24 protein-coding genes are annotated in these 25,247 nt (G+C 56.7%); 15 read left to right on the top strand and 9 right to left on the bottom strand.

Annotated elements, in window-relative coordinates:
• Positions 1 to 96: 96 nt before the first annotated feature.
• The 5 genes from DC3_RS19560 to DC3_RS19540 all read left to right on the top strand — a co-directional run bounded on the left by DC3_RS19560 (position 97) and on the right by DC3_RS19540 (position 4,030).
• Entirely contained in the window at positions 97 to 1,029 is a 933-nt protein-coding gene (locus DC3_RS19560) for a serine hydrolase domain-containing protein (protein WP_146887343.1), read from the top strand.
• 260 nt (positions 1,030 to 1,289) lie between these two features.
• Positions 1,290 to 1,763: a DinB family protein gene (locus tag DC3_RS19555; protein WP_146887341.1), complete on the top strand. Its 474-nt coding sequence runs from the start codon at positions 1,290 to 1,292 to the stop codon at positions 1,761 to 1,763.
• A gap of 99 nt (positions 1,764 to 1,862) precedes the next feature.
• The gene (locus DC3_RS19550) at positions 1,863 to 2,246 is read left to right on the top strand and encodes a VOC family protein (protein ID WP_146887339.1); all 384 of its coding nucleotides are present in this window, start codon (positions 1,863 to 1,865) and stop codon (positions 2,244 to 2,246) included.
• A 320-nt stretch (positions 2,247 to 2,566) separates the two neighbouring features.
• Positions 2,567 to 3,724 carry an ROK family transcriptional regulator gene (locus DC3_RS19545; RefSeq protein ID WP_146887337.1) on the top strand — a complete coding sequence of 386 codons (1,158 nt, stop codon included), beginning with the start codon at positions 2,567 to 2,569 and terminating at the stop codon, positions 3,722 to 3,724.
• Between the two features lie 3 nt (positions 3,725 to 3,727).
• Positions 3,728 to 4,030, top strand: coding sequence for a transposase (locus DC3_RS19540; protein ID WP_146887335.1), 303 nt, complete (start codon positions 3,728 to 3,730; stop codon positions 4,028 to 4,030).
• A 13-nt stretch (positions 4,031 to 4,043) separates the two neighbouring features.
• Here DC3_RS19540 and DC3_RS29260 read toward each other — a convergent pair whose 3' ends face one another.
• Together DC3_RS29260 and DC3_RS19535 are read right to left on the bottom strand one after the other, a co-directional pair.
• Positions 4,044 to 4,202, bottom strand: coding sequence for a hypothetical protein (locus DC3_RS29260; RefSeq protein WP_186816137.1), 159 nt, complete (start codon positions 4,200 to 4,202; stop codon positions 4,044 to 4,046).
• A gap of 58 nt (positions 4,203 to 4,260) precedes the next feature.
• Positions 4,261 to 6,393 carry an HD domain-containing phosphohydrolase gene (locus tag DC3_RS19535; RefSeq protein ID WP_146887333.1) on the bottom strand — a complete coding sequence of 711 codons (2,133 nt, stop codon included), beginning with the start codon at positions 6,391 to 6,393 and terminating at the stop codon, positions 4,261 to 4,263.
• A 268-nt stretch (positions 6,394 to 6,661) separates the two neighbouring features.
• Between DC3_RS19535 and DC3_RS19530 the strand changes: the two genes are divergently transcribed.
• The 7 genes from DC3_RS19530 (at position 6,662) to DC3_RS19500 (ending at position 13,199) form a co-directional block, all read left to right on the top strand.
• The gene (locus DC3_RS19530) at positions 6,662 to 7,951 is read left to right on the top strand and encodes an ABC transporter substrate-binding protein (protein WP_146887331.1); all 1,290 of its coding nucleotides are present in this window, start codon (positions 6,662 to 6,664) and stop codon (positions 7,949 to 7,951) included.
• 72 nt (positions 7,952 to 8,023) lie between these two features.
• Positions 8,024 to 8,929 carry a carbohydrate ABC transporter permease gene (locus tag DC3_RS19525; RefSeq protein ID WP_146887329.1) on the top strand — a complete coding sequence of 302 codons (906 nt, stop codon included), beginning with the start codon at positions 8,024 to 8,026 and terminating at the stop codon, positions 8,927 to 8,929.
• Positions 8,919 to 9,776, top strand: a complete 858-nt coding sequence (locus DC3_RS19520) for a carbohydrate ABC transporter permease (protein ID WP_146887327.1) — start codon at positions 8,919 to 8,921, stop codon at positions 9,774 to 9,776. The genes DC3_RS19525 and DC3_RS19520 overlap by 11 nt, the downstream gene beginning before the upstream one ends.
• Before the next feature lies 1 nt (position 9,777).
• A complete protein-coding gene (locus DC3_RS19515) occupies positions 9,778 to 10,473 on the top strand; it encodes an MgtC/SapB family protein (protein ID WP_146887325.1) in 696 nt (231 codons plus the stop codon).
• The gene (locus DC3_RS19510; protein ID WP_146887323.1) at positions 10,470 to 12,128 is read left to right on the top strand and encodes an ATP-binding protein; all 1,659 of its coding nucleotides are present in this window, start codon (positions 10,470 to 10,472) and stop codon (positions 12,126 to 12,128) included. The genes DC3_RS19515 and DC3_RS19510 overlap by 4 nt, the downstream gene beginning before the upstream one ends.
• Positions 12,121 to 12,801: a response regulator gene (locus tag DC3_RS19505; protein WP_146887321.1), complete on the top strand. Its 681-nt coding sequence runs from the start codon at positions 12,121 to 12,123 to the stop codon at positions 12,799 to 12,801. The genes DC3_RS19510 and DC3_RS19505 overlap by 8 nt, the downstream gene beginning before the upstream one ends.
• A gap of 68 nt (positions 12,802 to 12,869) precedes the next feature.
• Positions 12,870 to 13,199, top strand: a complete 330-nt coding sequence (locus tag DC3_RS19500; RefSeq protein WP_146887320.1) for a hypothetical protein — start codon at positions 12,870 to 12,872, stop codon at positions 13,197 to 13,199.
• A gap of 1,072 nt (positions 13,200 to 14,271) precedes the next feature.
• Here DC3_RS19500 and DC3_RS19495 read toward each other — a convergent pair.
• Entirely contained in the window at positions 14,272 to 15,138 is an 867-nt protein-coding gene (locus DC3_RS19495) for a DUF6973 domain-containing protein (protein WP_146887318.1), read from the bottom strand.
• Between the two features lie 499 nt (positions 15,139 to 15,637).
• On the opposite strand from DC3_RS19495, the gene DC3_RS19490 reads away from it, so the two are divergent.
• A complete protein-coding gene (locus DC3_RS19490; protein WP_146887316.1) occupies positions 15,638 to 16,636 on the top strand; it encodes a LacI family DNA-binding transcriptional regulator in 999 nt (332 codons plus the stop codon).
• A 9-nt stretch (positions 16,637 to 16,645) separates the two neighbouring features.
• Here DC3_RS19490 and DC3_RS19485 read toward each other — a convergent pair whose 3' ends face one another.
• Together DC3_RS19485 and DC3_RS19480 are read right to left on the bottom strand one after the other, a co-directional pair.
• Positions 16,646 to 17,542, bottom strand: a complete 897-nt coding sequence (locus tag DC3_RS19485) for a DUF1349 domain-containing protein (RefSeq protein ID WP_146887314.1) — start codon at positions 17,540 to 17,542, stop codon at positions 16,646 to 16,648.
• A 56-nt stretch (positions 17,543 to 17,598) separates the two neighbouring features.
• Positions 17,599 to 19,953: a PAS domain S-box protein gene (locus DC3_RS19480; protein ID WP_186816136.1), complete on the bottom strand. Its 2,355-nt coding sequence runs from the start codon at positions 19,951 to 19,953 to the stop codon at positions 17,599 to 17,601.
• Positions 19,954 to 20,413: 460 nt separating this feature from the next.
• Between DC3_RS19480 and DC3_RS19475 the strand changes: the two genes are divergently transcribed.
• Positions 20,414 to 20,764: a hypothetical protein gene (locus DC3_RS19475; RefSeq protein WP_146887310.1), complete on the top strand. Its 351-nt coding sequence runs from the start codon at positions 20,414 to 20,416 to the stop codon at positions 20,762 to 20,764.
• Between the two features lie 3 nt (positions 20,765 to 20,767).
• Here DC3_RS19475 and DC3_RS19470 read toward each other — a convergent pair whose 3' ends face one another.
• The 3 genes from DC3_RS19470 to DC3_RS19460 form a co-directional block, all read right to left on the bottom strand.
• Complete coding sequence (locus DC3_RS19470; RefSeq protein ID WP_146887308.1) at positions 20,768 to 21,532, bottom strand: DUF2278 family protein; 765 nt, start codon at positions 21,530 to 21,532, stop codon at positions 20,768 to 20,770.
• Between the two features lie 10 nt (positions 21,533 to 21,542).
• A complete protein-coding gene (locus DC3_RS19465; protein WP_146887307.1) occupies positions 21,543 to 21,782 on the bottom strand; it encodes a hypothetical protein in 240 nt (79 codons plus the stop codon).
• 66 nt (positions 21,783 to 21,848) lie between these two features.
• The gene (locus tag DC3_RS19460) at positions 21,849 to 22,346 is read right to left on the bottom strand and encodes a hypothetical protein (protein WP_146887305.1); all 498 of its coding nucleotides are present in this window, start codon (positions 22,344 to 22,346) and stop codon (positions 21,849 to 21,851) included.
• A gap of 217 nt (positions 22,347 to 22,563) precedes the next feature.
• On the opposite strand from DC3_RS19460, the gene DC3_RS19455 reads away from it, so the two are divergent.
• Positions 22,564 to 24,255, top strand: coding sequence for an erythromycin esterase family protein (locus tag DC3_RS19455; protein ID WP_146887303.1), 1,692 nt, complete (start codon positions 22,564 to 22,566; stop codon positions 24,253 to 24,255).
• 78 nt (positions 24,256 to 24,333) lie between these two features.
• Here the strand turns inward: DC3_RS19455 and DC3_RS19450 are convergent.
• Positions 24,334 to 25,247, bottom strand: a 914-nt coding sequence (locus tag DC3_RS19450; protein ID WP_307724749.1) for an SDR family oxidoreductase, incomplete at its 5' end; no start/stop codon positions are given.

Raw genomic sequence — 25,247 nt, 5'->3', positions numbered from 1 at the left:
AGTTCCAGCTGCTGGTTCTGGTGCAGGCCTCTGGCTGCAAGGGTGTTTCTGGCAAACATCCTTGCAGTCTCTTTGCTGAAGGTCAACAATGCAAGGATGCCCGATCCTCTCTTCCACCCGCTGCATGAATGGTTGCCCTCCGAGTTTCCTCACCTCACCAGCCTTTTGGTGTCCCGTCAGGGGGTGCTCTTGCACGAGCAGTATCTGCAGGGAGATGCGGGCACGGCCAGGGAGGTTCAGTCGGTCACCAAGAGCATTCTGGCCTTGCTGTATGGTGTGGCCCTTGACCGTGGTGTGCTGTCTGGTTTGCAGGTCCCGGTGCTGGACTTCTTTCCCGAGCACCAATCCCTGGTCAAGGACTCCAGGTGGGAGAGGGTGACCCTGCAGCACCTTTTTACCATGACCGGGGGCCTTCCTTCCGAATTGACCGATGAGGTTTACGATGAGGCCTGGTTCACCCATCAGGACCCTGTGCGGTTTGCCCTGGAGCAGAAGTTGCTGGAAGAGCCCGGTGAGCGGTTCCATTATTCCAACGCTGGTTTTCACCTGCTGGGAGAGGTTCTTTCCCGGGCGGTGGGAATGCCTTTGCAGGACTTTGCCGGGCAGGTGCTGTTCGTTCCTCTGGGGATTTCCTTTTCCCGTTGGGAGGAAGATGCTGGAGGGCGTGCTTTTGGTTCGGGAGGCCTGCACCTGACGGCCCCTGCCCTTCACAGGGTCGGTCAGCTGGTGCTGCAAAACGGCCAGTGGGAGGGGCAGCAGATCGTGCCTGCCGACTGGCTTGCACAGATCACCCAGCCAGTGGTGCCGGGTTATGAATGGATGGAAGGCCTTCCCTGGTACGGGATGGGCTGGTGGCTGACCACAGAACTGGGCCAGAGGGCCTGGTATGCCACAGGTTTTGGGGGGCAGTATCTGGCGCTTTTCCCGGATCTTGAAGTGGTGGTGTCCATCACAGGTGACGTGTCACCTCACCCTTCCCATCGACAGGTGATCACAGAGCAGCTTTTGCCCCCTTTGCTGCCGGGGTGAAGGGTCTGACCCTCACCGGACACCTGCATCACCCACCGCAACACCCGCAGTTCCGGTTTTGTTAATCTTGGAGGGCTTCCCCGACCACAGCCTTCTCAAACTGCTCATGGGTGATGCTCCTTCCAGCACCCATGAGCAGTTCAGGTTTTCCCGTTTCCACTTCCTGGCCAGGGCAGCGGTGACCCGTTGCTGATGATTCTGGACCCCCCTTAAGCCACTTTGCCCATCTCACGCACCCGACCAGAAGTTTATGCTGCGACATGCAAATCGATCTGAATGACTTCTACAGGCGGGTCAAAGACACCCGCGCCATTGTGCTGAACTGGCTGGACACCCTGCCTGAAGGGGTGTTCACCCGGGAGCATCCCGATTTCGCTTTTGGCAGCCTGTGTGGCATTTATTCGCACATCGCAAAGTGTTACCTGGTGTGGGTGGGCAATGTGGGTCTGGGACTGCCCAGACCCAACCTGCAAGTGACCAGTGTGGCAGAACTCCGCGAGGTGTTTGCACAGGTGGATCAGGTGGTTCAGCAAGCCCTGGAGCGGTTTGAAGGGCAGGATGGCCCCATCCACTGGACCGATGCATCTGGAGAGCCCTGCACCTTCTCCCGGCACTGGTTGATCTTGCACCCCATCACCCATGAGTTTCACCACAAAGGGCAGGCCCTTGCCCTGGCCCGCATTCTGGGGCATCCGCATCCCGGGAACCCGGACACCGATCTGGTTGCACCCTGACTTCAGTTGCCCTGAACATTCTGCAGTGTTACGATCAGGCACCGTCGCACACCTGCCCAGGCCATCTGTGCCGCAGGACCATTCAACAAGGAGGTTGGTGTGACCATCAGATTCAACCATTCCATCATTGCTGCCAGAGACCGCACGGTTTCCGCAGCCTTTTATGCCCGGGTGCTTGGGTTGCCAGAACCCACCACCTGGGGTCCTTTTTCTTTTGTGATGCTGGACGACCATGCCCACCTGCAGTTTGCCACTGTTCCAGAAGGGGCAGACATTCACATGCAGCATTATGCTTTTCTGGTGGACGACGAAAGTTTCGACCAGATTTATGAACGCCTGTTGCACGCTGGGCTGGAGCAATGGGCAGACCCGCAGATGCAATTCTCCGGGCAGATCAACACCAACCACGGGGGTCGGGGTGTGTACTTCAAAGATCCCGCAGGACATGGGCTGGAGGTCATCACCCGGCCTTATGAAATGTAAAAACTGAAACCGGCGTGTCAGGTGATGCACAGCGAACAGAAGAACTGTTCGCTGTGCATTGACCTTTGTCCGTCCTCCTTTCGCAAATGTCCCGATTTCTTTATCCAGCAAGAAAACAAAAATACCAATTGAGAACCATTTGGCATCAAAAAGCCCGGAAGAGCGCAGGTTTCTGGGCTTTTTGATGGACCTGAGAAACAGCGCCGGGCATCCTTCATCGAAAATTTCCTGTTGTGGACCTGAATTTCTGGCTTGACCCCATGCCAGATCTCCCTGTACACTTATTTTACTGATCAAGATAAGTCCGACAGGAAGGTGCCATGCTTCGCAGCAAACTGCTCAGAGAGCTCTACCAGCAACACACGCTGTCCCGTGCGGACCTCACCCGCCTGACCGGGGCGAGTTCGGCTTCGGTGACCCAGATCATCCGGGAACTGCTCGATGAGGGCGTGGTGCAGGAGCAGGGCAGCCAGCAAGAAGGTCTGGGCAGGCCCCGCGTGATGCTGTGCATCCAGCAGGATTTCAGGTGCGTGGTGGGCATCCGCATGGTCTCGCAGGAGATCCATGCCAGTCTGATGAACCTGCGTGGTCACAGCCTGTGCCAGTTGACCCATCACCTCACTTCTTTTGAGCCCCATCAGGTCACAGCAGAACTCGCAGAAGTGGTCCATAAACTGATCCTGCAGGGCGGCATTTCAAAAGACAAACTGCTCGGGGTGGGCCTTGCCCTCTCGGGGATCGTGGACGCCAGACAGAACCTCTGCGTGTACTCCTTCCTGCTCGGCTGGAAACACGTTCCCATCGGGGAGATGCTGGAAAAGCGCCTGTCTGTGCCAGTGCGGGTGGACAACGACGTCAATTCCATCACCATTGCCCAGAAGCTCTTCTCCGAAATGCGTCTGGAGCGTTACTTCACTGTGCTGTACATCGGAGAGGGGATTGGGGCCGGATTCTACCACGACGATGAGCTCCTCACTGGACGCAACAATGCTGCCGGAGAAATTGGGCATTTCACTGTGGTGCGAAACGGCAGACTGTGCATCTGCGGCAAGCGGGGCTGTCTGCAGGCCTACGCCTCCACAGACTCGTTGCTCCATCAGGCCAGAGAGCAGGGTCTGGACATCGAGACCCTGGAAGACCTGCACCACGCCGCCCTGCAGGGAGACCCGGAAGTGCTGCGCCTGTTGAATTTCGCAGGGCAACTGGTGGGTCTGGCCCTGTCCTATGTCATCGACACCCTGGACATCCAGAAGGTGATTGTCTACGCCCCGACCTGCAACACCGAACGCACCTTCCAGAATGCCCTGCTGGAGGCTGTGCACCACCACTCCCTGCCCCTGGTGGATTCCCCCAAGACCATCCTTTTCAAGCCCGGCGAGCCCGAATTGTGGCTGGCCGGAGCGGGAGGCATCGCAATCAATGCCTTCCTGAATGACCAGTTGAAACTCCCCCTGACCGCAAGCGTGCACGAGAGGTGAACCATGACCCAGACCAGATTCAGCGAAGAATTCAAACTGCAGGTGCTGTCCGAGGTCAGCTCGGGCCGCAAAACCATCGCGCAGGTGTGCCGCGAGTACGGCTTCACCGATCAGACCTTCTACAACTGGCGCAACCGCTACATGGCTGCAGCAGGTTCTGCCTCAAATGCCAGCCCAGACGAAGTGGAACAACTCAAAAAAGAAAACGACATGCTGAAAGTGATGGTCGGAGACCTCAGTTTGCAGATCATGCAGCTCCAGCAGACCCTGACTCAATTGCAAACCCGCGAGTTGCAGGCCCGCTGAAAACGCCCAGGATTCAGGGCCGTTCTTTGTTGCCCAGCAGCAGTTGCAGGGAGATTTCTCGGGGTTCATCTGGTGTGTTTCGCTGGCGACGCTCCTGGCGGCCACTCCACAGGGCAAGAACCAGAATGCCAATGAACAGCAGGGGCATGACGTATTCAGAAAATCCTGACATGACTGAAAGAATAAACGAGCTGGGTCATCACTGCCTCAGGGAAATCCCTGTTGAAAGTTCACACAGGGGGGATGGTCGTCCAGAGCCGCTCAAAGGCCCTGAGCACCTCAGGATCAAACATGGTGCCTGAATTGCGTTTCAGTTCCTCCATGGCGGCCTCGTGGGGCATGGACTCCTTGTAGGGTCTTTTTGAGACCAGTGCGTCGTAAACATCCACCACTGTGAAGATGCGGGCCACCAGTGGAATGGACAGTCCCCGGAGGCCTTTCGGGTAGCCGCTGCCCTCCCAGCGTTCATGGTGGTGCAAGATCACCTCCAGGGTCTTGTGGGGGAGGCTTGGGATGCTGCGCAGCATCTCAAAACCGATCTCACTGTGCTTTTTCACCACCTCGAATTCTTCCGGGGTCAGCCTGCCGGGTTTCAGCAGGATGTGGTCTGGAATGGCAATCTTCCCGGTGTCGTGCAGGTACGCGCCCCATCTGAGGGCTGCAAGGTCTTCTTCACTGAGGTCAAGCTGCTGTCCCAGGAGTTCTGAGAGGTCCACCACCCGGTCGGTGTGGCCTTTGGTCTCAAAATCCCGGTACTCCAGCACCAGACCGATGGCCCTGAGGGTTTCTTCCCGACTGAGGGTGAGCTGTTCCAGCAGGTAGTTTTTTTCGAAAGCGTGGGCAATGCGCTCTTTCATGGCAGAAAGCATGCGGCGGGTGGTTTCGCTGAAGTCCTGCCTGTCTTGCAGTGTGCCGAACACCAGAAAGCCGTGCAATCTGTGTTGAATGTGAATGGGAAGCAGGGCCAGTTGAAAAGCGTCTGGTCTGGGCAGGGGCTCACCAGGATCGCACAGGGCATCATCTGCATTGAAAAACACCGCTTTCTGGTTCACAAAACCTGCCATGACCCTGGGGCCGCTGCGCAGCAGGTATTTCTGCAGCAGTTTCCTGGCCTCCTCCCCAGACAGACCGTGATGCTGTTCCAGCGCGTACTGGTGTTCGTCCATGCGGATGAACAGCCCGTAATCAAAGCCCAGTGATGTTGTGGCATGCCTGAACGCCACCTCAATCACCTCCGAGGGCTCACTGGCCTCCTCAAGCTCGGCGGTGAGGTTCACCATCTCATTGGCGGTGTTCAGCGCCCTGAGCACTTCCTCTCTGGACTGCATGTGCAGGGTGATGTCCAGTGTGGAGGTGACCATCCCGCAATATTCAAACCCACTCCACAGAAGGGTGAACTGCGTTTCCACCCAGATCAGGCGACCACTCTTGTGCTTCAGGCGATACTCCATCACGAGATGGGTGCGCCGCTGGCTGCGGGCCTCAGCAAGTTCTGAGATCAGTCGGGGTCTGTCATCGTCAGCCACGCACTCAAAACCTTCTTTGCCCATCAGTTCTTCAGGGGTGAGGCCCAGCAACTGGCTGGAAGAAGGGGAAGCAAAGGTGATGTGGTTCTCGTCATCGAAACGCAGAATGGCATTCACCGTGTTCTCGGCTATCAGGCGGTACTCCTGTTCCCGTTGCTGAAGTTGATCTTGCAGTTCCATGTGACGGGTGACATCCACCACAACCACCATGCGTGCCTGTTCCCCCTGATGCACTGTGGCATGGCTGCTGACCAGCACCTGCAACCGTTCTCCAGCCTTTGTCTGGTGCACCCAAACGATCTGGCCAGCACTGAAGGCAGGACGTTCACTGTCTCTCAGGAAGGCCTTCAGGCGTTTTTGTTCTTCCGGTGGCCGGATGTCATACAGGGTCATCTGCAAAAATTCCTCCCGGCTGTACCCGTACAGGTGGATGGCAGCATCATTGACCCGCAAAAAACGCCTGTCAGACTCCCGAAACACCCACATGGGAAGGGGATGGTCATCAAAGAAAACACTGGGATCTTCTGTTGCAGTTTTTTCGGGCAGGGCAAGCAGGAAACCTTCGACACATCCTCTGGCCCGCTGCACCAGTTCTGCGCTGGGCTCCTCAGGGCACAGCAGGCAGATCTGCAGGTGTTCAAGCGTGAACACCACCTGATGCTGTCCGTGCTGGGTGGGTCGGACCTGCACCTGGCATGTTCCTGCGTTGTCCGCCACAGGGGTTTCCTCTGTGTTCACGTCGATCACTGCATTGCTTGCACCCAGCAGTCGTTTCAGTTGCTCCACCAGTGGAGTCCAGTTGTGAGAGGAAAGGGTGGGGTGGGATGCTCCAGGCATGATGCTTCAGTGTGACCCCCTGGGGCCACCCTGACTGTGAATTCAGCACCAGCAACCCTGAACTGTCCTTGAGAAAACTGCGAGCAGCAGGTGATTCTGGTCCCGCATCGCAGGTGAGCAACCAGCTGGACCGTGTGCACTGTGCGAACAGAATGAACAAAACCTTGCGGTGGAACAAAGCATCTTCTACCATGAACCTACCTGAAAAACAGCTGAACCAGAGCAGCACACGTGCGTGCTGGATGGGGTTCTATTCAAGGAGGAAGGTATGAGGAGATTCGCAGTGGTGCTCACCTGTGGCCTGATGGCCACCGCAGCTGCACAGCAGGTCCAGGTGGAGTTCTGGCACACCTATGGGGACGCCAAACGGGGCGGCTGGATTCAGCAGAAAGTCGAAGAATTCAACAAATCCCGCCCCAACATCAAAGTTGTCGCCCAGGCCAAGGGGAATTACGAGGGGGTCTTCCAGGCCTCGATTCTGGCGGCCAGACAGGGGAAGCCCCCGGCCCTGGTGCAACTGAGTGAAGCAGGCAGCCAGCTTGCCATCGACAGTGGCATTTTTCAGCCCATCAGCAGCATCGGCAAGGTGAATTACTCCGACTACATCAAGCCCGTGATCAACTACTATACCGTGCAGGGCAAGATCTACAGCCTGCCTTTCAACTCTTCCTCTCCTGTGCTGTACATCAACAAGACCCTCGCGGAGAAAGCAGGCATCAAGCTGAACAGCCTGCCCGACACCTTCGGCAAAATCAGTGCGGCCTGCAAGAAAATCAAAGCTTCTGGCATTGAAGCCAAATGCATCACCTTCCAGGTCGATTCCTGGCTGATGGAGCAGTGGGTGGCCGAGCAGGGCGAGGTGTTCGTCAACAACGACAACGGACGCAAAGGCCGGGCCACCGAATCCAACCTGACCAGTGAGGCCCTCAAGAAGGCCGTGCGCTGGATGAAATCCCTCAACGATGACGGCATGTACACCTACACCGGCAAATTCGAGGACGCTGAGGGCTCTCAGGCCATCTTCGTGAACCAGAAAGCGGTGTTTCTGATTGCCTCCACCTCCCGGATTGGCAACATCACCAGTGACGCGAAAAAGAACGGGTTCAATGTGGCCGTTGGGCAGTACCCCATTCCAGACGGCACCACCCGCAATGGTGTGGTGATCAGTGGGGGCAGCCTGTGGGTCACCCAGGAAATCCCCGATGAAGTGGCCGAGGCCGCCCGCGAATTCGCCCTGTTCCTCACCAGCAGCAGCAACATGGTGGACTGGCACAAACTGACCGGATACTACCCGGTGCGCAACAGCAGCGTGCAACTGCTCAAGAAAGAAGGCTGGCTGGAAAAAGGTGCAGCGCAGGCCGTGGCCTTCAACCAGCTTCTCAGAACAAAAGTCAATTCCGCCACCGCAGGCGCACTGTTCGGCAGTTTCTACGAGGTGCGCAAAGAAGTCGAGCAGACCCTGCAGCGCGTGCTGCAAGGGGCAGACATCGACAAATCCCTCTCGGACCTGAAGCAGAAGTCAGACCGCATCATCAAAGACTACAACGCCAACTTCTGACCCTGCCTGGTCAATGCTCCCGGGGAAGGTGAAAGCCTTCCCTGAGGAGGCCTGTGTTTTCAGGAGGCCCTGATGCAACCCGACACTTCCGTTTTTAGAGGCCGACTGGCCCCCCTGCTCCTGATTGGTCCATCGATTCTGCTCCTGCTGGTGTTCCTGTATTACCCGGCCATCCGCACCCTGATGCTCAGTGCCTACCAGAGCAATGTGGTGCTGGGCACCCAGAAATTTGTGGGCCTGCAGAACTTCCTCAAAGTGCTCTCCGACCCCACCTACCTGCAGGCCTTCTGGCAAACCGCCCTGTTTGCCGCCCTGGTGGTGGTCCTCGGAATTTTCCTGAGCCTGATGCTGTCTTTGATGGCCAGCAACATCCCCTCTGGGGGCCGCTTCTATCGCCTGATGCTGATTTTCCCCTACGCCCTGTCTCCAGCCATTGCAGGAACCCTGTGGCTCTTTCTCTTCAATCCCGAGATTGGCACCGTGAACAGCGTGCTCTTCAACCTCTTTGGCATCAAACCCCGCTGGCTCGATGACCCCAACCTCGCTTTCATTCTGGTGGTGGCCGCTGCCGTGTGGAAGAACCTGGGTTACAACATCGCCTTCTACCTCGCCGCCGTGCAGAACCTCCCGAAAGAAGTGGTGGAAGCCGCCCGCATTGATGGAGTGAACAGCTTCCAGATGTTCTGGAAGATCACCGTCCCGATGCTGAGTCCCATCACCTTCTTTCTGGTGTTCGCCAACCTGATCTACGCCCTCTTTGACAGCTTCGGTCTGGTGGACATCCTCACCAGAGGAGGACCTGTGAACGGTGAAACCGGCGTGACCACCTTCCTGATCTACAAACTGTACCGCGAGGGCTTCGAGAACTTCCAGACGGGCATGGCCGCCACCCAGGCAATCCTGATGCTGGTCATCGTGGGTGTGCTCACCCTCATCCAGTTCCGGGTGGGCAGAAAGCAGGTGCACTATGGCGGTTAAAACTGTTCCCTACTCCTCCATCCCCCAGAAGCGCCGCAACCAGAGGCAGGTTTTCCTGCAGCACCTCATCCTCTCTTTGACCGTGTTCGTGGTGGCCTTCCCCCTGATTTTTGCCGTGATCAAGGCCACGCAGGACTCCAGTCAGGTGGTCAGTGCCAACCTGATGCCCGGCACCTCCTTTTTCGCCAACCTGAAAGAAGCCTGGGATGCCGCGCACCTTGGCACCTACATGCGCAACTCCTTCATCGTGGCGATCACCGTGACCGTCGGCAAGACGCTTCTCTCCATGATGGCTGCACTCGCCTTCGTGTACTTCCGCTTCCCCTTCAAAACGCCCCTTTTTGCACTGGTGCTCTTCAGCCTGATGCTCCCCGCCGAACTGAAGATCGTGGCCCTCTTTGACCTCGTGAACGACCTGAACTGGGTGAACACCTACCAGGCCATCATCGTGCCCTTCCTGGCCTCTGCCACGGGAACGTTTCTCTTCAGGCAGCACTTCATGAACATCCCCCGCAGCATGGCCGAAGCCGCCCAGATTGACGGGGCAAGCCCCTGGCAGTTTCTGTGGCTGATCCTGATTCCCATGAGCCTCAACACCATCGGTGCCCTGGGGGTGATCCAGTTCGTGTACATCTGGGACCAGTACCTGTGGCCCCTGGTGATCATCCGGGATGTGGACCACCAGGTGGTTCAGGTGGGGCTTCGTTCCCTGATCGGCAGTGCAGACGGCACCAACTGGGGCTCGGTGATGGCCGGAACCATCGTGAGCCTGCTTCCTCCCCTGGTGATGTTCACCCTGCTGCAGGAGCAGTTCAGCAGAGGGATCGCCCTCAGCCAGGAGAAATGACATGGTGACCCTGCCCGACTTCTCACTGCGCCTGTTGCTGGCCGTGCTGCTCGGCACCCTGATCGGCCTGGAACGGCAACGCAGGGGCAGTCTGGCAGGGCTTCGCACCAACGCCCTGGTTTCGGTGTCGTCTGCGATGTTTGTGGTGATTGCCTCGCTGGAACCCGGAACCCTGGACCACACCCGCATTGCAGCACAGGTGGTGTCCGGGGTGGGTTTCCTGGGGGCTGGAGCGATCCTCAGGGAAGGCCTGAGTGTCAGGGGCCTCAACACCGCAGCCACCCTCTGGAGCAGTGCAGCGGTGGGCTGTCTGGCCGGGCTCGGTTTTGTGCTGGAAGCGTCAGTGGGTGCAGGGCTGGTGTTCCTGGGCCACCCGGTCCTAAGGCGCATGGAAAGCACACTGGATGTGCTCAGCGCCAGAAAAGAGAAACGCACCGGGTCCCGGCTGGAACTCGATTGCGCCCCTCAGGATGAAAACTGGGTTCGCCGCACATTGTTGCAGGACCTCGAAGACACCGGGAGTGAATTGCAGGGCGTGCAGGTCAGACGCACCGAGAACACCGTGCATTTCATCCTGGACGTGTCCCACCCGGCAAATGTGCAACCCCTCGGGCAACTGATGCGCCGTCTGGCCCTCGATGGAAGTGTGCAGAGGGTGGCCTGTCAGACTCCGGTCACGGGGGGTGGGCTAACATGAAGACCACCTACCTGTTCAGACCGAGGTCCAAAATGGTTTCACAGACCACCATGGGAAAACAACTGATGACCGAGGAGGTCGTGCCCCCGGCGCGCAAGAAGCGTCTGGGGGTGTCCCAGCGTTTCTTCGTGATGCAATTCGTGCTCTTCTCGGTCCTGACGGTGATCCTGGGAAGCATCCAGGCGGTCACCACCGTGCAGCGCACCCGCACCGAGTACGGAGAGCGTGCCCTGGTGATCTCCCAGATGGTCGCCAACGTTCCCACCGTGATCGATTACCTGAACCACCCGGAGGAACGCATCGCCATCAATCCCCTGATGAACCACCTGCGGGAACAGGTGCATGCGGATTTTCTGGTGGTGGGCAGCAAACTCGGCATCCGCTACGCCCACCCGTTCCCTCCGGAAATCAGCGAGCACATCATGTCCGGCGACAGCAAGGAGGATGTGCTCGCAGAAACCCACCCCATCGAAACCGGTGAAGGCAACCTGGGGAACTTCATCTGGGGCAAGGCCTCGGTGCATGATCCAGATGGTTACGTGATCGGGATGGTTTCGACGGGATTTTTGCTCCCCACCGTGCAGAGCGTGGCCTGGAGGGTGGTGTGGGACATTCTGCCGTGGTACGGGCTCAGCGTGGTGTTTGCCCTGATCAGCAGTGTGGTGGTGAGCCGCCGCATCCGCCGGGAGATGTTCAACCTGGAGCCCGAACAGATCGCCTCTCTGGTCTACCAGCACCGACTGGTCCTCGGGGCCCTGAACGAAGGGGTGATGGTGATTTCCTCGCAGGGACAGGTGATGCTCGCCAATGGACGTGCAGCGGGACTGCTGGAACTGCACAGACAGTCCGGTCCCCTGAGCGAATGGTGGCCCGAGTGGCACGACCTCCATCAGCAGCACGAGGGGGATTTTGAGGGGGTCAGTCTGAACTTTGGACCCCGGCCTCTGCTGGTCAGCCGTTTCGGACTTCCTGAAGACCAGGCGGTGGTGGTGATCCGGGACCGCGAGGAGGCCATGAACCTCGCAGAAGAACTCACCCAGGTGAAGCAGTACGCCACCATGCTGCGCGCCCAGACCCACGAATTCATGAACCGGCTCCACACCATCGGGGGCCTGATCCAGCTGGACAAACCCGAACTGGCTTTAGAAGTGGTGCAGGGTGAGGTCAAGCAGCACCAGCAGATCCGGGAAATCATGCAGGACATCGAAATCCCACAGGTCGCTGCCCTGTTGATCGGCAAACACGAACGGGCCAGGGAACTCGGGATTCCCTTCGAGATCGATCCCCTCTCCAATCTGCAGGCAAACTGGGACCGCACCACCCGGGACGTGCTGGTCCTCACCCTCGGAAATCTGATTGAAAACGCTTTTGATGCTGCCCTCGAAAACCACCGTGCCCCCATCCGGGTGCAAATTGCAGAAGACCCGGAAGGCCTGCAACTTGAAGTGCAAGACGGAGGATCAGGCATCCCGGAAGACCTGCTGGAGCGCATTTTCGATCAGGGGTTCTCCACACGGGGCGAAGGGCGAGGGTATGGCCTCCACCTGATCCAGCAGCAACTCAAACTGGTCCACGGGCACATCGAGTGCTTCAGGCAGGACCACAGGACCACATTCCGGGTCAGCATCCCAAGACAGGAGGGGCAGCATGGGTGACATTCACGTTCTGCTGATCGAAGACGATCCCTGGGTCGCCGAGGTCAATCGCCAGTTGATTGAAAGCCTGCCCCCCTTCAAAGTGGTGGGCGTCGCAGACACCCTGCAGGAAGCCAGACGCCTCACCCTGGAGCTCAGGCCGCACCTGATGGTGGTGGACGTGTACCTCCCGGACGGCTCTGGCCTGGAATGGGTGCACCACCTGCGCAGCGAGGGAAGCGTGCTCGACATCATCATGATCACCGCCGCCAACGATGTGTCCAGCATCCAGATGGCCCTCCGGGACGGGGTGCTCGACTACCTGATCAAGCCTTTCGAGAAAAGCCGCCTGCATGACGCCCTCAACCGTTACCTTTCAAGACGCAACGTGTACGCAGGATCAAACACCTTCACGCAGGCCCGACTGGACCGCCTGCTGAGGCATGACCCTCAGGTGCACCTCCCCAAAGGCATTGAGCAGGTGACCCTCGACCAGATCCAGAACCTGCTCACAGAAGCTGGGAAACCCCTTACTGCAGAAGAGATCGGGGGGCAACTCGGGATCAGCAGGGTCACGGCATGGAGGTACCTGGAGTACCTCGTGGAGCGAGGCTGGGCTGCGGTGGAAGCCCTGTACAAAGGCAGTGGCAGGCCCCAGAAGAGTTACGCCAGGAAACAGGCCTCCTCCCCCTGATTTTCAGCTGTGGAATCCATGAAACATTGATGCATCCACAATTTTTACCATCAGGGCTACGATGAAGCATGAACCTTTACCCCACCTTCGAACAGGGGCTGAAGGCAGAACTGCCCCTGTTCCGACACCTGACTTTGCTGTCCATCGAAGTGAGCCCCCACAGGTTTGGCCAGTTGATTTCCGTGCATTACCTGGAGCCCACCGGCCTCGCCCTGAGCCCCACCTACATTGAAACCCGCGCAGAATTCTGGATTGCCGGAACCCAGCTGACCCCACGCAGTGCAGAACGGGTCAGACGGGCCATGGGCCTCTCCCGCATCACCGTCAGTGGTGCACCCCCGAAATGGAGCCCCAGAAAGCAGGAGAACATCGGGTTTGCCTTTCAGGTCAGCACCTGACCGGAACAAACCATCCTGAACCCCAGCCCTGGAAAATCCCCCTGGGGAGGTTTTTCTTTGATCGTCTCTACAGGTTGATTGATCCTTGCAAAAAGAGCTTTGGATCGTTCAGCTGTCCTGACCTTCCGATTCGCTTCCATCACCCCAAAAGATTGGACATTTCTTTGGGCAGGAATCAATCATACCCATTGATGATCAAATCACCCAGTTCATACTGAACCCTCAGTGGGAGCAAATCATTTCCACGGATTTGATCAATGCACCCCTCAGCTGTGCTTGTGCCACCTGGATGACTGGTCTCAACAGGTGCTGCTTGAACCTCGATTTCGTTTCCTGACCCATACCATTTGCTTCTCCTCCTGACCATGTTCTTACTTTGCAGTGTTCCTGGCTCTACCATGTGCTTTCGAAAAGGAGTGCTCTGGAACGCTAGAGCGCCTTTTTTTGCACGGGACATCATGCTCAGGCAGCAGGTTCTCACATTTGCTCAGCCAGCCATCTATGGTGTTCCTGGCAAACTTGACTGGACTGAGGAGCCTCAGTCCAGATGTGTTGTTCAGGCTGAATGAGCTCAGCCAGTCCTCATGAAGCCTGTGTGCCAGCCACTGTACTGTTCTTTTCATGAAGTCTGGGAAACCAAGATGTGATTGGTGGCGATTGAAATCCTAAATGGATGATGGGCAAACGTGACTTATTCTTATGGGTGAAATGGAAATGAGGATCGTGATACTTCTAACCATATGCTCACTCTTGAGCTAAGGGCATTGTGTTAATATGTCAATGGTGGGAAAAACATTTGTGGTTGATCAGAATTGGATCGATTGGAAATGGGCACCCTGAACACTTCCTGATTCGGAGGAAAATGATGAAAATTTGGGTGGCTCTCCTTCTGATTTTAGGGATATTAGGGTATTTTTGGTATACGAAGAATTTTTCTTTTTCCTTTGAAATCACTGTAGACTACATGAGATGTTTGAACAATGAGGGAGTTTCTATTCCCTGGAAAGTAAGAGATGGACGAATTTACATTCGTCCATCTGATGAGCACTATTTGATTGCTGCCTGCACCTGATCAACAGGTGGCGTAATTTAGACGATCAATCAGATCTTTATAAGAGGCAGGCCAGCTCGCTGACCAGGCATTTGAAGATGTCAGATATCTTTGATTGCCTACAAGCTCGTCAACCTGTTCAGTAAAATAGTTTCTTTTGGCGATTTTTAGACGTCCATCACGCATGGCCTTGTGTAATTCTGCACGAGCTACACCTTTGCATTTGTACATGTTGGGAAGATTGTTTGCTACGTTTCGGCCTACTGCGTTGTTGTGATAATCCATTTGTTGGCCGACACCTCCCTGGATCTGTGTGGGTGAACCTTGCTCATGGGTATCAGCATAATTCTGTGCCCAGGTGTAACTCATGGTAATGGTCATCACGGCATTCCAATAGGAGTGTCTGAATGCATCCTTTTCATTGTTGATCGAATAGCTTTGCCATGAAGAGAAATCGGTACCTGACTGCTGTGATGCAACATATCCTGCATCAAGAAAATTGAGGCAGTTCCAGGCATTTTGATCACAAAGTGCTCGTTCCATGGGATTTAGACTGGGTTTATCTTGTGGAAGTAGAGAACTATAAGGATACAGCTGTTGTTTGTTGGGGTTGTTAGGATTAATTTTGAATTGTGGATTTTTTAAAGTTTCCAGAATCACTTCGTTCATTTGTTTATAGAATTCAGTGGTGTGAGGATCAGTGCTTTGCTTTTTTTCCTTCACGAAATGAACTCCTTCGGCATTCAAGTGCTCCATGTTTTGTAGGGCTAATCTTTGGTAATCAGATGGATGAATCTTAGATTCGTCTGCTGAAATGTCTTTGATTTGAGTGCTGCAAGAGGAAAGCAGCAATCCTGCTAGAAGCATTACGATTTTCGAACGTTTCATCTTTAATCTCCTTATGCGAACAGATGGGCAAGCATATAACTTTTTACCCAGATGAAAGCTTAACAGGATAGCGTGACATGCGCAATTTGCGGATTTCCCTGATTGAGATCAGAGGTGTGAATGACCTGCTTAATTTTTTTAAATAAATCGCTCATTTTTATTCACTGCAACACATGTGATTTTAAAACCTTCAGAAATCATCTCACTTCTATCTAACATTCTTGTGGAAGAAAATCTGATATTGGAGATTGAAATGAAAGCTCCAGGTATCTCGAGAGGGTTCCTTGGTGTCAACGCCCTCCCAGGAACATCTACAATCACAACAGAACCATTCTTGTCACCCAGGCAAAAACAGCAACAGAGCATCAGAGAGGGTTGACCCGTCTAAAAAACCCATCTTTGTCACGCACACCAGCACCTCTGCCCGGTCCCCGGATTGATCCTGATGCTCACACGGATCGGTATGATGAAGCCATGTGTGTTGCTCAGGTGAAACTCCGTGCCTAGAAAATCCACCCTCAAAGATGTCGCGGACGCCGTGGGTGTCTCTCCCAGCACGGTGTCCAAAGTGCTTTCTGGCACCGCTCGCGTGTCTGTCGAAACCCGACTGCGCATTGAGCAGGCCATCGAGGACCTGCATTACATCCCGAATGTGGTGGCCCGTGGGCTGGTGCAGGGCCAGACGTACTGCATCGGGGTGGTCACGCAGGCCATTTCCAGCCCGTTTTATGGTGCGGCCATGCTCGGGGTGCAAGAAGCCCTTGATGACACCGAGTACGCCCCCCTCTACATGGATGGCCGCTGGATGCCCAGAAGGGAAGAGCAGGCCCTGGGCCGCATGATGGGCCGGGTGGATGGCATCATCGTGCTGGGAGGACGGCTCGACGATGACCGGGTGGCCCATTATGCCCGACGGGTGCCCCTGATCTGTGTGGGTCGCAAGATTGAAGGGCTGGAACACCAGTCCTTGATGGTGGACAACGACGCTGGAGCCCGTCTGGCAGTGGAACACCTGCTGGAACTCGGGCACCGAAAGATTGCCCACATTGCAGGTTCACCCCAGCAGCCAGATGCCGAGGCCCGCAAGCAAACCTACCTGAACCTGCTGCAAGCCGAGGGCATCGAAGTGAAACCCAGCTGGATTGTGCACGGGGATTTCCGGGAGCAGTCTGGCACGCTGGCCATGCTGCAACTGCTGGAGTCCGGAGAGCGTTTTTCGGCGGTGTTCTGCGCCAACGACCAGATGGCTTACGGGGCCATGCTTGCCCTTTATCGGGCAGGACTCAGGGTCCCCGAGGACGTTTCCCTGATTGGCTTTGACGATGCCTACACGTCCTCTTTTGTGCTCCCTCCCCTCACCACCGTGCACCAGCCGATGGAAGAAGCAGGCCGCGCAGCCGCCCAGGGCATGCTCGACCTGCTTGAAGGAAAGGACATCAACCTCGGGCACCTGAAGCCCCGACTGATCGTGCGAGAATCGGTGCGTGCACACTGGTGAATCTGGATTTCACTCTTCGAGCAGTTGCATGACCTTTGCGTCCGAAACCAGGGCAGGATCAGACCAGTCCAGGTTCATGGCGTCAGATGAGACCTGTGGACGCTTGAAGTGCACCCAGTCCACCCACCCTTTGAGGTCCGGGGTGCCCTCATAGACCCGGTTGTTGTAAACCCGTGGGTCGGTGCGGCGGGTGTGGGGTGGTCCCATCACATTCCGGAGGGTGTTGTAGTCCGTGTAGGCAATGATGCCCACCTGCAGTGTGGCTGGAAGGTCTGGCCTCAGGTACCTCTGGTGCACCGTCCAGGTCCCTCCATCCTGGCGTTGCAAAAACAGAAAGGCTGCTCCTTTGCGCAGCAGGGCCACTTCCACCCAGCCTGTGGGGGCCTGTGCCACCTGCAAGGTCGAGTGGCCTTGCACGGTGGTTTTCACTTCCCAGTGGGGCTGTCCTGCAGGTTCGGTGGTTCCGGTGGTCAGAAACACCCAGTTTTCCTCTTCTTCCTTCCAGGTTTCAGGGGTGACCTCAGGGTGGGGCTCCCTGGCCATCAGGCCCATCAGGGAGTACATGCGTTGTGGGACACCTCCACCTCGCCCTTCGACTTTGAGGCGGGTGGTGACCACAAAATCCCCGGTGACCTCCTTGAACAGAAAGGGAGCCCGGTATCCTGCGTACCACCCACTGGTGAGGGGTTCAATGTACAGGTGGCCCGGACTGGTGGTGTGGATGTCCAGGGCTTTCCACTGGCTGGGCCAGCCTTCCACCACATCGTGGCGTTGCCACTGCACCAGGCTGTCGGCCCGGTTGAATTCATCGTTCAGAACAGAGAGGTCGTCTGGAGTTGCCTGGGCATTGAAGGCCAGCAGCACAGCGAGGCTGGTCAGGGCACGCAAAAAGTGGGTTCTGGGCATGGGGTCCTCTTGCATCCCACATTATCTTTGAGGCTGTGACGGGGTTGTGACAGAAATCAGGACGTGGAGTTGTCTTCTGAGAGAGGCAGACGCACCACAGCATGGGTGCCCTCGCCCAGTTTGCTTTCCATCCAGATGTCTCCGTGGTGCTGGTCTACAATCCATTTGGCAATGGGCAGCCCAAGCCCGGTGCCTCCAGGGTCCTGGCCCCGGTGCCTCGCCTTGTCCACCCGGTAGAAGCGCTCAAAGACCCTTGGGAGGTCCGTTTCACTGATGCCAATTCCACTGTCGGACACCCGGAACTCGGCGCTCTGGCTGTTGGTTTTCAGGGACAGTTGAATCGTTCCACCCTTGGGGGTGTATTTGGTGGCGTTTTCCAGCAGAATCAGGGCAAGCTGCTTCAGGCGGTCCCGGTCCCCGTAGATCCACACCCTGGGCAGGTCCGTGAGCACCATGTGGTGGTTGCGGTTGATGCGTTCGGTTTCCCTCCAGGCATCCAGCAGCACTTGATCCAGACGCACTTCGTCTTCCTTGAAAGAAAGGCCGGAATCCCCCCGGGCCAGTTGCAGCATGTCATGCACCAGGCGGCCCAGACGGGAAGACTCCCTTTGCACATCACCGATGATCTCCAGTTTGTCCTTGTTGTCGATGTGGGGGTAACGGATCAGGATGTCCAGGTTTCCCTGAATGGCGGCCAGAGGGGTGCGAATTTCATGGGCCGCATCCGCCACGAAGCGCTTTTGCACCTCCATCAGCTCCCTGAGCTGCGCCTCGTTCTGGCGCAATGCCTCCTGGGCCACCCTGCGGTCATGCATCTCGATGCAGCCCCCGATGAACCCCACGAATTCTCCTCCTGGTGAGAACCTGGGAACCCCATTGGCGAGAATCCAGCGGTATTCCCCATCATGGCGTCTTAGGCGGTACTCGATCTGGAATTCTTTCTGGGCCTCAAAGTGCTCGGTGTAGATGTCGATGTAGCGCTGCACGTCTTCCGGGTGCACAAATTGCGTCCAGCCGTGGCCCTGGGAATCCTGGGGGGAAGAGCCTGTGAATTCCAGCCAGGTTCTGTTGAAAAACACCCGGTCTTTGCTGAGGTCACTCATCCAGATCAGGATCGGTACACTGTCGGTGACCGCTTTGAATCTGGCCTCGCTTTCCTCCAGGGCATGACGGCTTTCCTGCAGGGCTTCCTGAATGAGTTTGCGGTCATGCATCTCGATGCAGCCCCCAATGAACCCCGAAAATTCCCCGGAAGTGGAGAACCTGGGCACCCCGGTGGCAAGAATCCAGCGGTACTCCCCATCAAAGCGTCTGAGGCGGTACTCGATCTGGAATTCCTTCTGGGCTTCGAAGTGCTCGGTGTAGATGTCAATGTAGCGCTGCACGTCCTCCGGGTGCACGAACTTCGTCCAGCCATATCCCAGGCTCTCCTCCACACTTTCCCCGGTGAATTCCAGCCAGGTTTTGTTGAAAAAAATCCGGTCTTTGCTGAGGTCACTCATCCAGATCAGGATGGGTACGCTGTCTGCGATGACTTTGAAGCGCTGCTCGCTTTCACGCAGAACCTCTTCATTTTTCACCCGATCGGTGATGTCCCGGGCAATGGAGATGATGTGCCCTTCGCCTTCATGAAAGACACTCCAGGAGAGGTGCACCACATGACCATCTCTGTGCAGGTAGCGGTTGCGGTAATCGCGCACCGACATGCCCTGCAGAATGCGGCTCTGGTTGGTGTGCAGGTTGCGCTCAATGTCGTCAGGATGCATGAATTCACGCAGGTCATGACCGACCATTTCTTCAGGGTGGTACCCCAGAATGTCATGGCAGGCCGGATTGACACTGACGATGTTCAGGCCATGTCGGGTGATGATCATGTCCGGGCTGCGGTCCACGATTTGCTGCAGCCTCTGTGCTGTCCGGGTGGTTTCATCTTTCTGTCTCGCCCGGTGCAGGCCGATGGTCAGGGCCTGCGCCACCTGTGCGGCCTCCACAATGTGGTGGATGTCGGGAATGAAAGGCTGGGTTGTTGCGGCGTGAAGCATCCCGGGGGTGCCATCTGGAAGCCGGAAGGGCAGGCAAAGCAGGGTGTCGAGGCCATGGGCCTTCATCAGGGTGGTCTCGGTGGAGCCCAACTGCTGCAGGTCCCGGGTCCAGAGCAGCTGGATGCGCTTTTCCTGCTGTGCCTGATGGGCCAGGGAAGGCTCGGACAGGTCAAGGTGGGTGGTTTCGAGCAGCGTCAGGCCGCATTTGCCCACAGGCCGGAGGCACCCTGGAGGCAGGGCAGGGTCCTGCAGCCAGACGATGGCTTTCTCTGCCTGCAATGCCTGGGCGAACAGCTCTGCAAATTGGTCAGGGGCATGTTCGGGCCAGGCCAGGGCGAGGTCTGTGGGGGCAGGTGCAAGTTGGGTCATGAAATCGGTCTCCATACGGCGGGGAACAGACTGCTCGGTGGAGGGGACCACCTGCCTGGAAGCACAGGCTGAGCGGGGTGTGACAGGGGGATGACACACCGTCAGTTGTGCCCATCGTAATCTGGCACACTGAATTGCAACTGAGGTTCCTCTGAAGAAATTCTGGTGTCTGGCACATGAAAAGCACAGAACAGGGTTTGCAGAAGTCTGACCATTGAAAGCGGCATGCAAACAACAGCTGATTGTGCACAATCTGACCAAAATGTCACAAAGGGGTTCTTTCACTCCTGTCTCATGGTCGTCTTAGGCAGAATCGCCTTGCGCACAGGACTTTTCAGGCTCTGGTCTGTTGTCGATGATCCAATGGTGAACCTCTCCCCTTGCAAACCCATCCTGACAGCGATGGTCAAACCTGAGGACTCCAGGAAAAGCTGTCAGACCCCATATCTACAATGAAACCATGCCTTACCTTTCCTGCCCCCTCACCCTGCAGGACCTCCCCGAGCAGCTGAAAGAAACCTGCAAGTTGCTGGAGGGAGAATACAGCTGTGTCAAACACGCCGTTCTGGTGCACCAGCTCAGAGACATGTACCAGCTGGTGAAACCCCACACCCTGGATCAAGATGGTCAGCCCTTTGAGTGCCTTCCCAGCCATGTGATTCTGGAACAGCAATGGCATGCAGGGAAGGAAACGGCCAGGGAAACCCTGAGAGAGCTTCAGGAAATCGCCCGGTGCCTCGCCGATGATCCCAACAAAGTGGAGTACAATCCCCTCGCACTCCGGCTCATCCAGGTCCTGCGTTTGCTGTGACCCTCAGAAAAGTCGGTGACCGGTCACCGGATCTGTTTCCCAGGCCTGCCCCTGAAAAGCCAGAAACACCCCCACCCAGGTGCCGAGATGCCCAAAATGGAACAGCAGGCCCCCATCCTGAAAGACCCCATCGGCCTGCTGAAACCTGGGTTCATTCCCCTGGTTCATGTGGATGTCGTGGATGCCGTAGGCAAAAGAGCCCGCCTTCTGCAGAGAAAGGCTGCTGGGTCTGCGCTGGAGGTTTGCCCCGGGCGTCCACAATTCTCCAAACACATACACCCAGCAGTCCCTGTGCTGCCTTGCCAGTTGCAAAAGGCTGCGCAGGTGGTCCTGCAGATCATCTTTCACACCTGGACCAGAGGGAGGCAGCACCTGCATGGTGCCTGGATCAAACAGACCAGATCTCAGGTAATCGAGGCGCACCTGCAGGTCCTGGGGCCCGGGACGCACAGCAAAGGCGTGGTTTTCCAGGTAATGGCGCTCTGCACGGTTTTTGCCCTGAAACTCAGGTGCCTGTGAAGCAAAATACGCTGGAAGATCCATGGTGATCGGGTGCTCAAACGGACTTACAACCACAAACTTCAGGTGGCTTGATCCTGCCTCACCAGAGTTGCTGCGGGACAGCACATTGATGGCAAGCTGCAGGTCCCGCAACCGACCATCGAGACAGGTGCGGGCATGAACCCGATGGTGCACCGAACCGCTGGTGTGGTTGTCTGAACGTGAAGAGAGAATTTTGACCTTGGCGATCCAGTAATCGATGGGCATGCTCTGTGGGTCAGTGTAGACCGTCAAGCACCTCAAATTCCACTTCCAGCAGCCTGTCCAGGGAGATCAACTCAGGTTCCTGCACCGACTTCACCCGGCACAGGGTGGAATTCACCCACACGGGCTCTTCAATCTCACAGGCATCCTGCAGCAACTCCAGGGTGCGAGGATGGGCCAGCAGCAACGTCTGCACCCCGTCCCGGATCACATTGGCGGTGTGGGTTTCTCCAAACACATGCAAAATCATCATGGCAATGGTTCCGCAAAAAACCTCTCCTGGCTGGAATTTCACAGCCAGGAGAAGAAAGGGGCCTGATCAGGGGGTGTAAAAACCACCGTGATGACGGCCCAGAATGTCCCTGACCTGCTCTTCTTGCACACTGTCCTCGGCATCCACCGAGATCAGGTAACGGCCATTGTCGAAAGCGTCCCGGTAGAAGCGGGATTCCCGATCCGGGTCACCCCCATGGTCCTGCACAGGATTCACATTGTCATCCAGGCGGTCATGCATGGCTCCCGCCACCAGCACGGCACCCACACCGGGAGAGCCCAGACCCCCGACACCCATGGGAACGCCAGCGTTGGCAATCGGGGGCACGAGGTAGGGGAGGGGCTCACGGCGCAGGGCATACCCGGAATAATTCCCATCGGTGCTCACGGTCCCGTCAGGATCAGGACGCACCGCTTCACCTGAACCCTGCTCACCCCTGTGGCTGAAAGACAGGTGCTGGTCGCTGATTCCAAGGTTTCTGAGGTCCTGCAGGGCAGAACGGACTTCACTTTCGTTGTGAAAGACGGCGGTGATTCTGGACATGGTGTTCCTCCTGTGCATCAAATGCGAAATACAAGCTGCATTCAGTATGCGCCTCAAGCCATGCGCAGTCTGTTGGGATTCCCACCCTCAGGACTGGTGGCCTGCAGCGTTCACCAGTCCATCTGATTCTGACATGCCCACTGGATGGAGTATTCTGGACATGACGTTCTCCAATTTCGAGCTTTTCAATGTTTAAATTCACTTTACAGAGGTCAAGATGCAAAAAATGGGTTTGATGCTGTCGATGTTCATGTTGTCTTCTGCTTTTGCAACTGCACTTCCCCAGGAAATCACAGCACAATACCGGGTGCTGTCAGAGGGTTTCACCAGTGAAAACCCACAGCTGATCAAACAGGTGGTTTCAGAACACCTGGACCACATTGATCTGGATGGGGTGCACAGCGGCCTGCAGGCCCTTCTGGGCACTTTTGAGCCAGGTGCACTGCACAGGTTGGATTTCCAGAACCATGGGGTGGAAGTGCTGGATTTCCAGCCCCTTGGGTACGGCTGGGTGGTTGAGGTGCAGCGGGTGGTTTCAGGAAGGATTGTCTCTCCGGGAGCAGCTCAGGAATTTACCACCACTGTGACCCAGAGAGACACCTGGGAAAAAGAAAAAGGACGCTGGAAAATCATCAGAACCCAGCTTCTGAAAGAGCAATCCCAGTCTGAAGGCATGACCCGGACCAGAACAGCATATGTGCCTCTGGACACCACTTCCCTGCAAAAAATCAGCAAAACCCTGAAGCCTCACCTGTGGCAATTTTCTGACAATGTGGAAACCTTCCCCACTGTTCCACAGCTGAATGCATTGCTGGATGGTGCCCGTGTGGTGGGGATGGGTGAGGGCAGTCACGGCACCCATGAGCATTTTCAGTTGAAATTGCAGCTGTTGAAACATCTGGTGGAACACCACGGCTTCACCGTTTTTGCCATTGAAGCAGATCTGGATGACACTTACACCATCGAACAGTATGTGCAGGGCAAGGGGGGCAGCGCAGAAATGGCCACCCGCAGCTTTGATTTCTGGATCTGGAACACTTTTGAGATGCAAGCGCTCCTGCAGTGGATTCATGACCACAACCAGAAGCGAGGAACCAGACCTGCAGTGCATGTGGTGGGATTTGACCTGCAAGACCCCCTGGGCAGCTTGCAGTTGCTGTCTCAGTGGGAAGGTCAACTTCCTGAACCTGTGAAAGCGGCCCTGAGAGAATTGCTGTCCACTCCAGCAGACCAGTGGCACATCACACAGGCCAGCGCTCCTGAAATGCGTAAACACATGCAGGAGCTCTCAAACTGGGCAGCGTCACTGAATCCCCTGGGTGAGGAGACCCCTTACCTTCAATTGCTGGTGCGGTCCATCTTACAGGGAGTGGAGCTGCAGAGCAGTTCTGGCCTGATGACCTCGCAATTGCGCGACCGTTTCATGGCAGAAAACGTGCGTTGGGTCCAGGACAGACTGTACCCTGACCAGAAAATGATGCTCTGGGCACACAACCTGCACATCGCGAAAGCGCAAGTTCAAAACAGTGGTGTGGTCCCGATGGGTCAACACCTCGCAGAGCAACTGGGAGACCAGTACCGGGCCTGGGGCCTCACCTTTCCCAGGGGCTCCATTCGAGTGCTTGACGGTCAGATGCAAAAAGTGGCACACCTTCAGTTGCCTCCAGTGCCAGCAGATTCCCTGTCTGCACTGATGGCTCCTCCGGTAGGATGGGTGACAGGATTGAACGTGCAACAGGCGGCCCAGAACCGTGCTCTGCTGGAATGGCTGGCAGACCATGGAACCGTGCAGACCAGTGGCCATTTGGCTTACCCTGACATGGCAAGCTGGAGCCAGATCAATCTGGTGGCTGCATTTGATGCGGTTTTCAGCACCGAGAAAAGCACCCCGGCCAGGGCACTACCCTGACCTTTGCTCAAGCAGAGGAACACCCGCCCTGTTTTCTCCTCTCTGCTGGGTCCTTTGGACCCGTGCCCCCGGTTTCCCTCACCGGTAATCTTCAGGATTGGCCTTGCCGTTTCTTTCCAGATCCAACATGTACCTCCAGGAATCCGGCTGCGACCCATCCACGTCCCGAAACCCATACACCTTTGCCAGCTGTCCACTGGACAGGGACTGCCCGGACCAGCGGGATTTCTCAGGATCGGCTGCGAGTGCAGCCACCGCCCTTCCAATGAAATAAGGGGTTTCTGAGGTGGCAAAACCAGGTTCTTTCTCGATGGCATCCCGCCAGTTTTCTTCGGTGACCCCGTAAGCGTCCAGCATGAATTCTGAGCGCAACCACCCCGGGGTGAGGGAGACCACCGTCACTTCTCGCTCTGTTGTGTCCTGGGCGAGGGTCCAGCAAAAGCGGGTGAGGGAGGTTTTGGCCAGGTCAATGAACACCGTCATGCGGTAGTGGTGGTGGTTGTATGCGTAAGTGCCGTCGGTGAGGCACACCACCAGTCCTCGTTTTTTGATGAGGGGCAGGGCCAGGTGGGTGGTGATCAGGTGGGTGCGCAGGGCGGTGTCCATCACCTGCAGGCCTTTTTCCAGCCCTGTTTCCCAGAATCTGGTGCCCACTTCCATCAGGTGTTCCGCCCCGATGGCGTTGACCAGCACATCCAGGTGCCCGTGTTCTTTTTCAATGCGGCCCATGAGGTCCTGGACCTGTTCCCTTTGCAGGTGGTCCACCTGGACGGGAATGCCGGTTCCGCCTGCCTCGGTGACCAGATGTGCGGTTTCTTCGATGGTTTCTTGCCTGTGGTAGTCGGAGGTGTGGTGTCGGGTGGTGCGTCCGGTGACGTACACGGTGGCCCCTGCCTGCCCGAGCTCCACGGCGATGCCCCGACCTGCGCCCCGGGTTCCTCCGGCCACCAGGGCCACCTTTCCATGCAATGTGGGTGTGCTGTTCATGTTGC

The organism is Deinococcus cellulosilyticus NBRC 106333 = KACC 11606, from assembly GCF_007990775.1.
Classification (GTDB): Bacteria; Deinococcota; Deinococci; order Deinococcales; family Deinococcaceae; genus Deinococcus_C; species Deinococcus_C cellulosilyticus.
This window is presented reverse-complemented; position numbering and strand designations above follow the sequence as displayed.

Coding starts and splice junctions, on each gene's coding strand:
- DC3_RS19480 (WP_186816136.1), bottom strand. CDS start 19,953: ATGACCCAACTTGCACCTGCCCCCACAGACCTCGCCCTGGCCTGGCCC.
- DC3_RS19530 (WP_146887331.1), top strand. CDS start 6,662: ATGAGGAGATTCGCAGTGGTGCTCACCTGTGGCCTGATGGCCACCGCA.
- DC3_RS19535 (WP_146887333.1), bottom strand. CDS start 6,393: ATGCCTGGAGCATCCCACCCCACCCTTTCCTCTCACAACTGGACTCCA.
- DC3_RS19500 (WP_146887320.1), top strand. CDS start 12,870: ATGAACCTTTACCCCACCTTCGAACAGGGGCTGAAGGCAGAACTGCCC.
- DC3_RS19475 (WP_146887310.1), top strand. CDS start 20,414: ATGCCTTACCTTTCCTGCCCCCTCACCCTGCAGGACCTCCCCGAGCAG.
- DC3_RS19470 (WP_146887308.1), bottom strand. CDS start 21,532: ATGCCCATCGATTACTGGATCGCCAAGGTCAAAATTCTCTCTTCACGT.
- DC3_RS19465 (WP_146887307.1), bottom strand. CDS start 21,782: ATGATGATTTTGCATGTGTTTGGAGAAACCCACACCGCCAATGTGATC.
- DC3_RS19545 (WP_146887337.1), top strand. CDS start 2,567: ATGCTTCGCAGCAAACTGCTCAGAGAGCTCTACCAGCAACACACGCTG.
- DC3_RS19510 (WP_146887323.1), top strand. CDS start 10,470: ATGAAGACCACCTACCTGTTCAGACCGAGGTCCAAAATGGTTTCACAG.
- DC3_RS19540 (WP_146887335.1), top strand. CDS start 3,728: ATGACCCAGACCAGATTCAGCGAAGAATTCAAACTGCAGGTGCTGTCC.
- DC3_RS19460 (WP_146887305.1), bottom strand. CDS start 22,346: ATGTCCAGAATCACCGCCGTCTTTCACAACGAAAGTGAAGTCCGTTCT.
- DC3_RS19455 (WP_146887303.1), top strand. CDS start 22,564: ATGCAAAAAATGGGTTTGATGCTGTCGATGTTCATGTTGTCTTCTGCT.
- DC3_RS19520 (WP_146887327.1), top strand. CDS start 8,919: ATGGCGGTTAAAACTGTTCCCTACTCCTCCATCCCCCAGAAGCGCCGC.
- DC3_RS19495 (WP_146887318.1), bottom strand. CDS start 15,138: ATGAAACGTTCGAAAATCGTAATGCTTCTAGCAGGATTGCTGCTTTCC.
- DC3_RS19560 (WP_146887343.1), top strand. CDS start 97: ATGCCCGATCCTCTCTTCCACCCGCTGCATGAATGGTTGCCCTCCGAG.
- DC3_RS19485 (WP_146887314.1), bottom strand. CDS start 17,542: ATGCCCAGAACCCACTTTTTGCGTGCCCTGACCAGCCTCGCTGTGCTG.
- DC3_RS19505 (WP_146887321.1), top strand. CDS start 12,121: ATGGGTGACATTCACGTTCTGCTGATCGAAGACGATCCCTGGGTCGCC.
- DC3_RS29260 (WP_186816137.1), bottom strand. CDS start 4,202: ATGTCAGGATTTTCTGAATACGTCATGCCCCTGCTGTTCATTGGCATT.
- DC3_RS19555 (WP_146887341.1), top strand. CDS start 1,290: ATGCAAATCGATCTGAATGACTTCTACAGGCGGGTCAAAGACACCCGC.
- DC3_RS19515 (WP_146887325.1), top strand. CDS start 9,778: ATGGTGACCCTGCCCGACTTCTCACTGCGCCTGTTGCTGGCCGTGCTG.
- DC3_RS19525 (WP_146887329.1), top strand. CDS start 8,024: ATGCAACCCGACACTTCCGTTTTTAGAGGCCGACTGGCCCCCCTGCTC.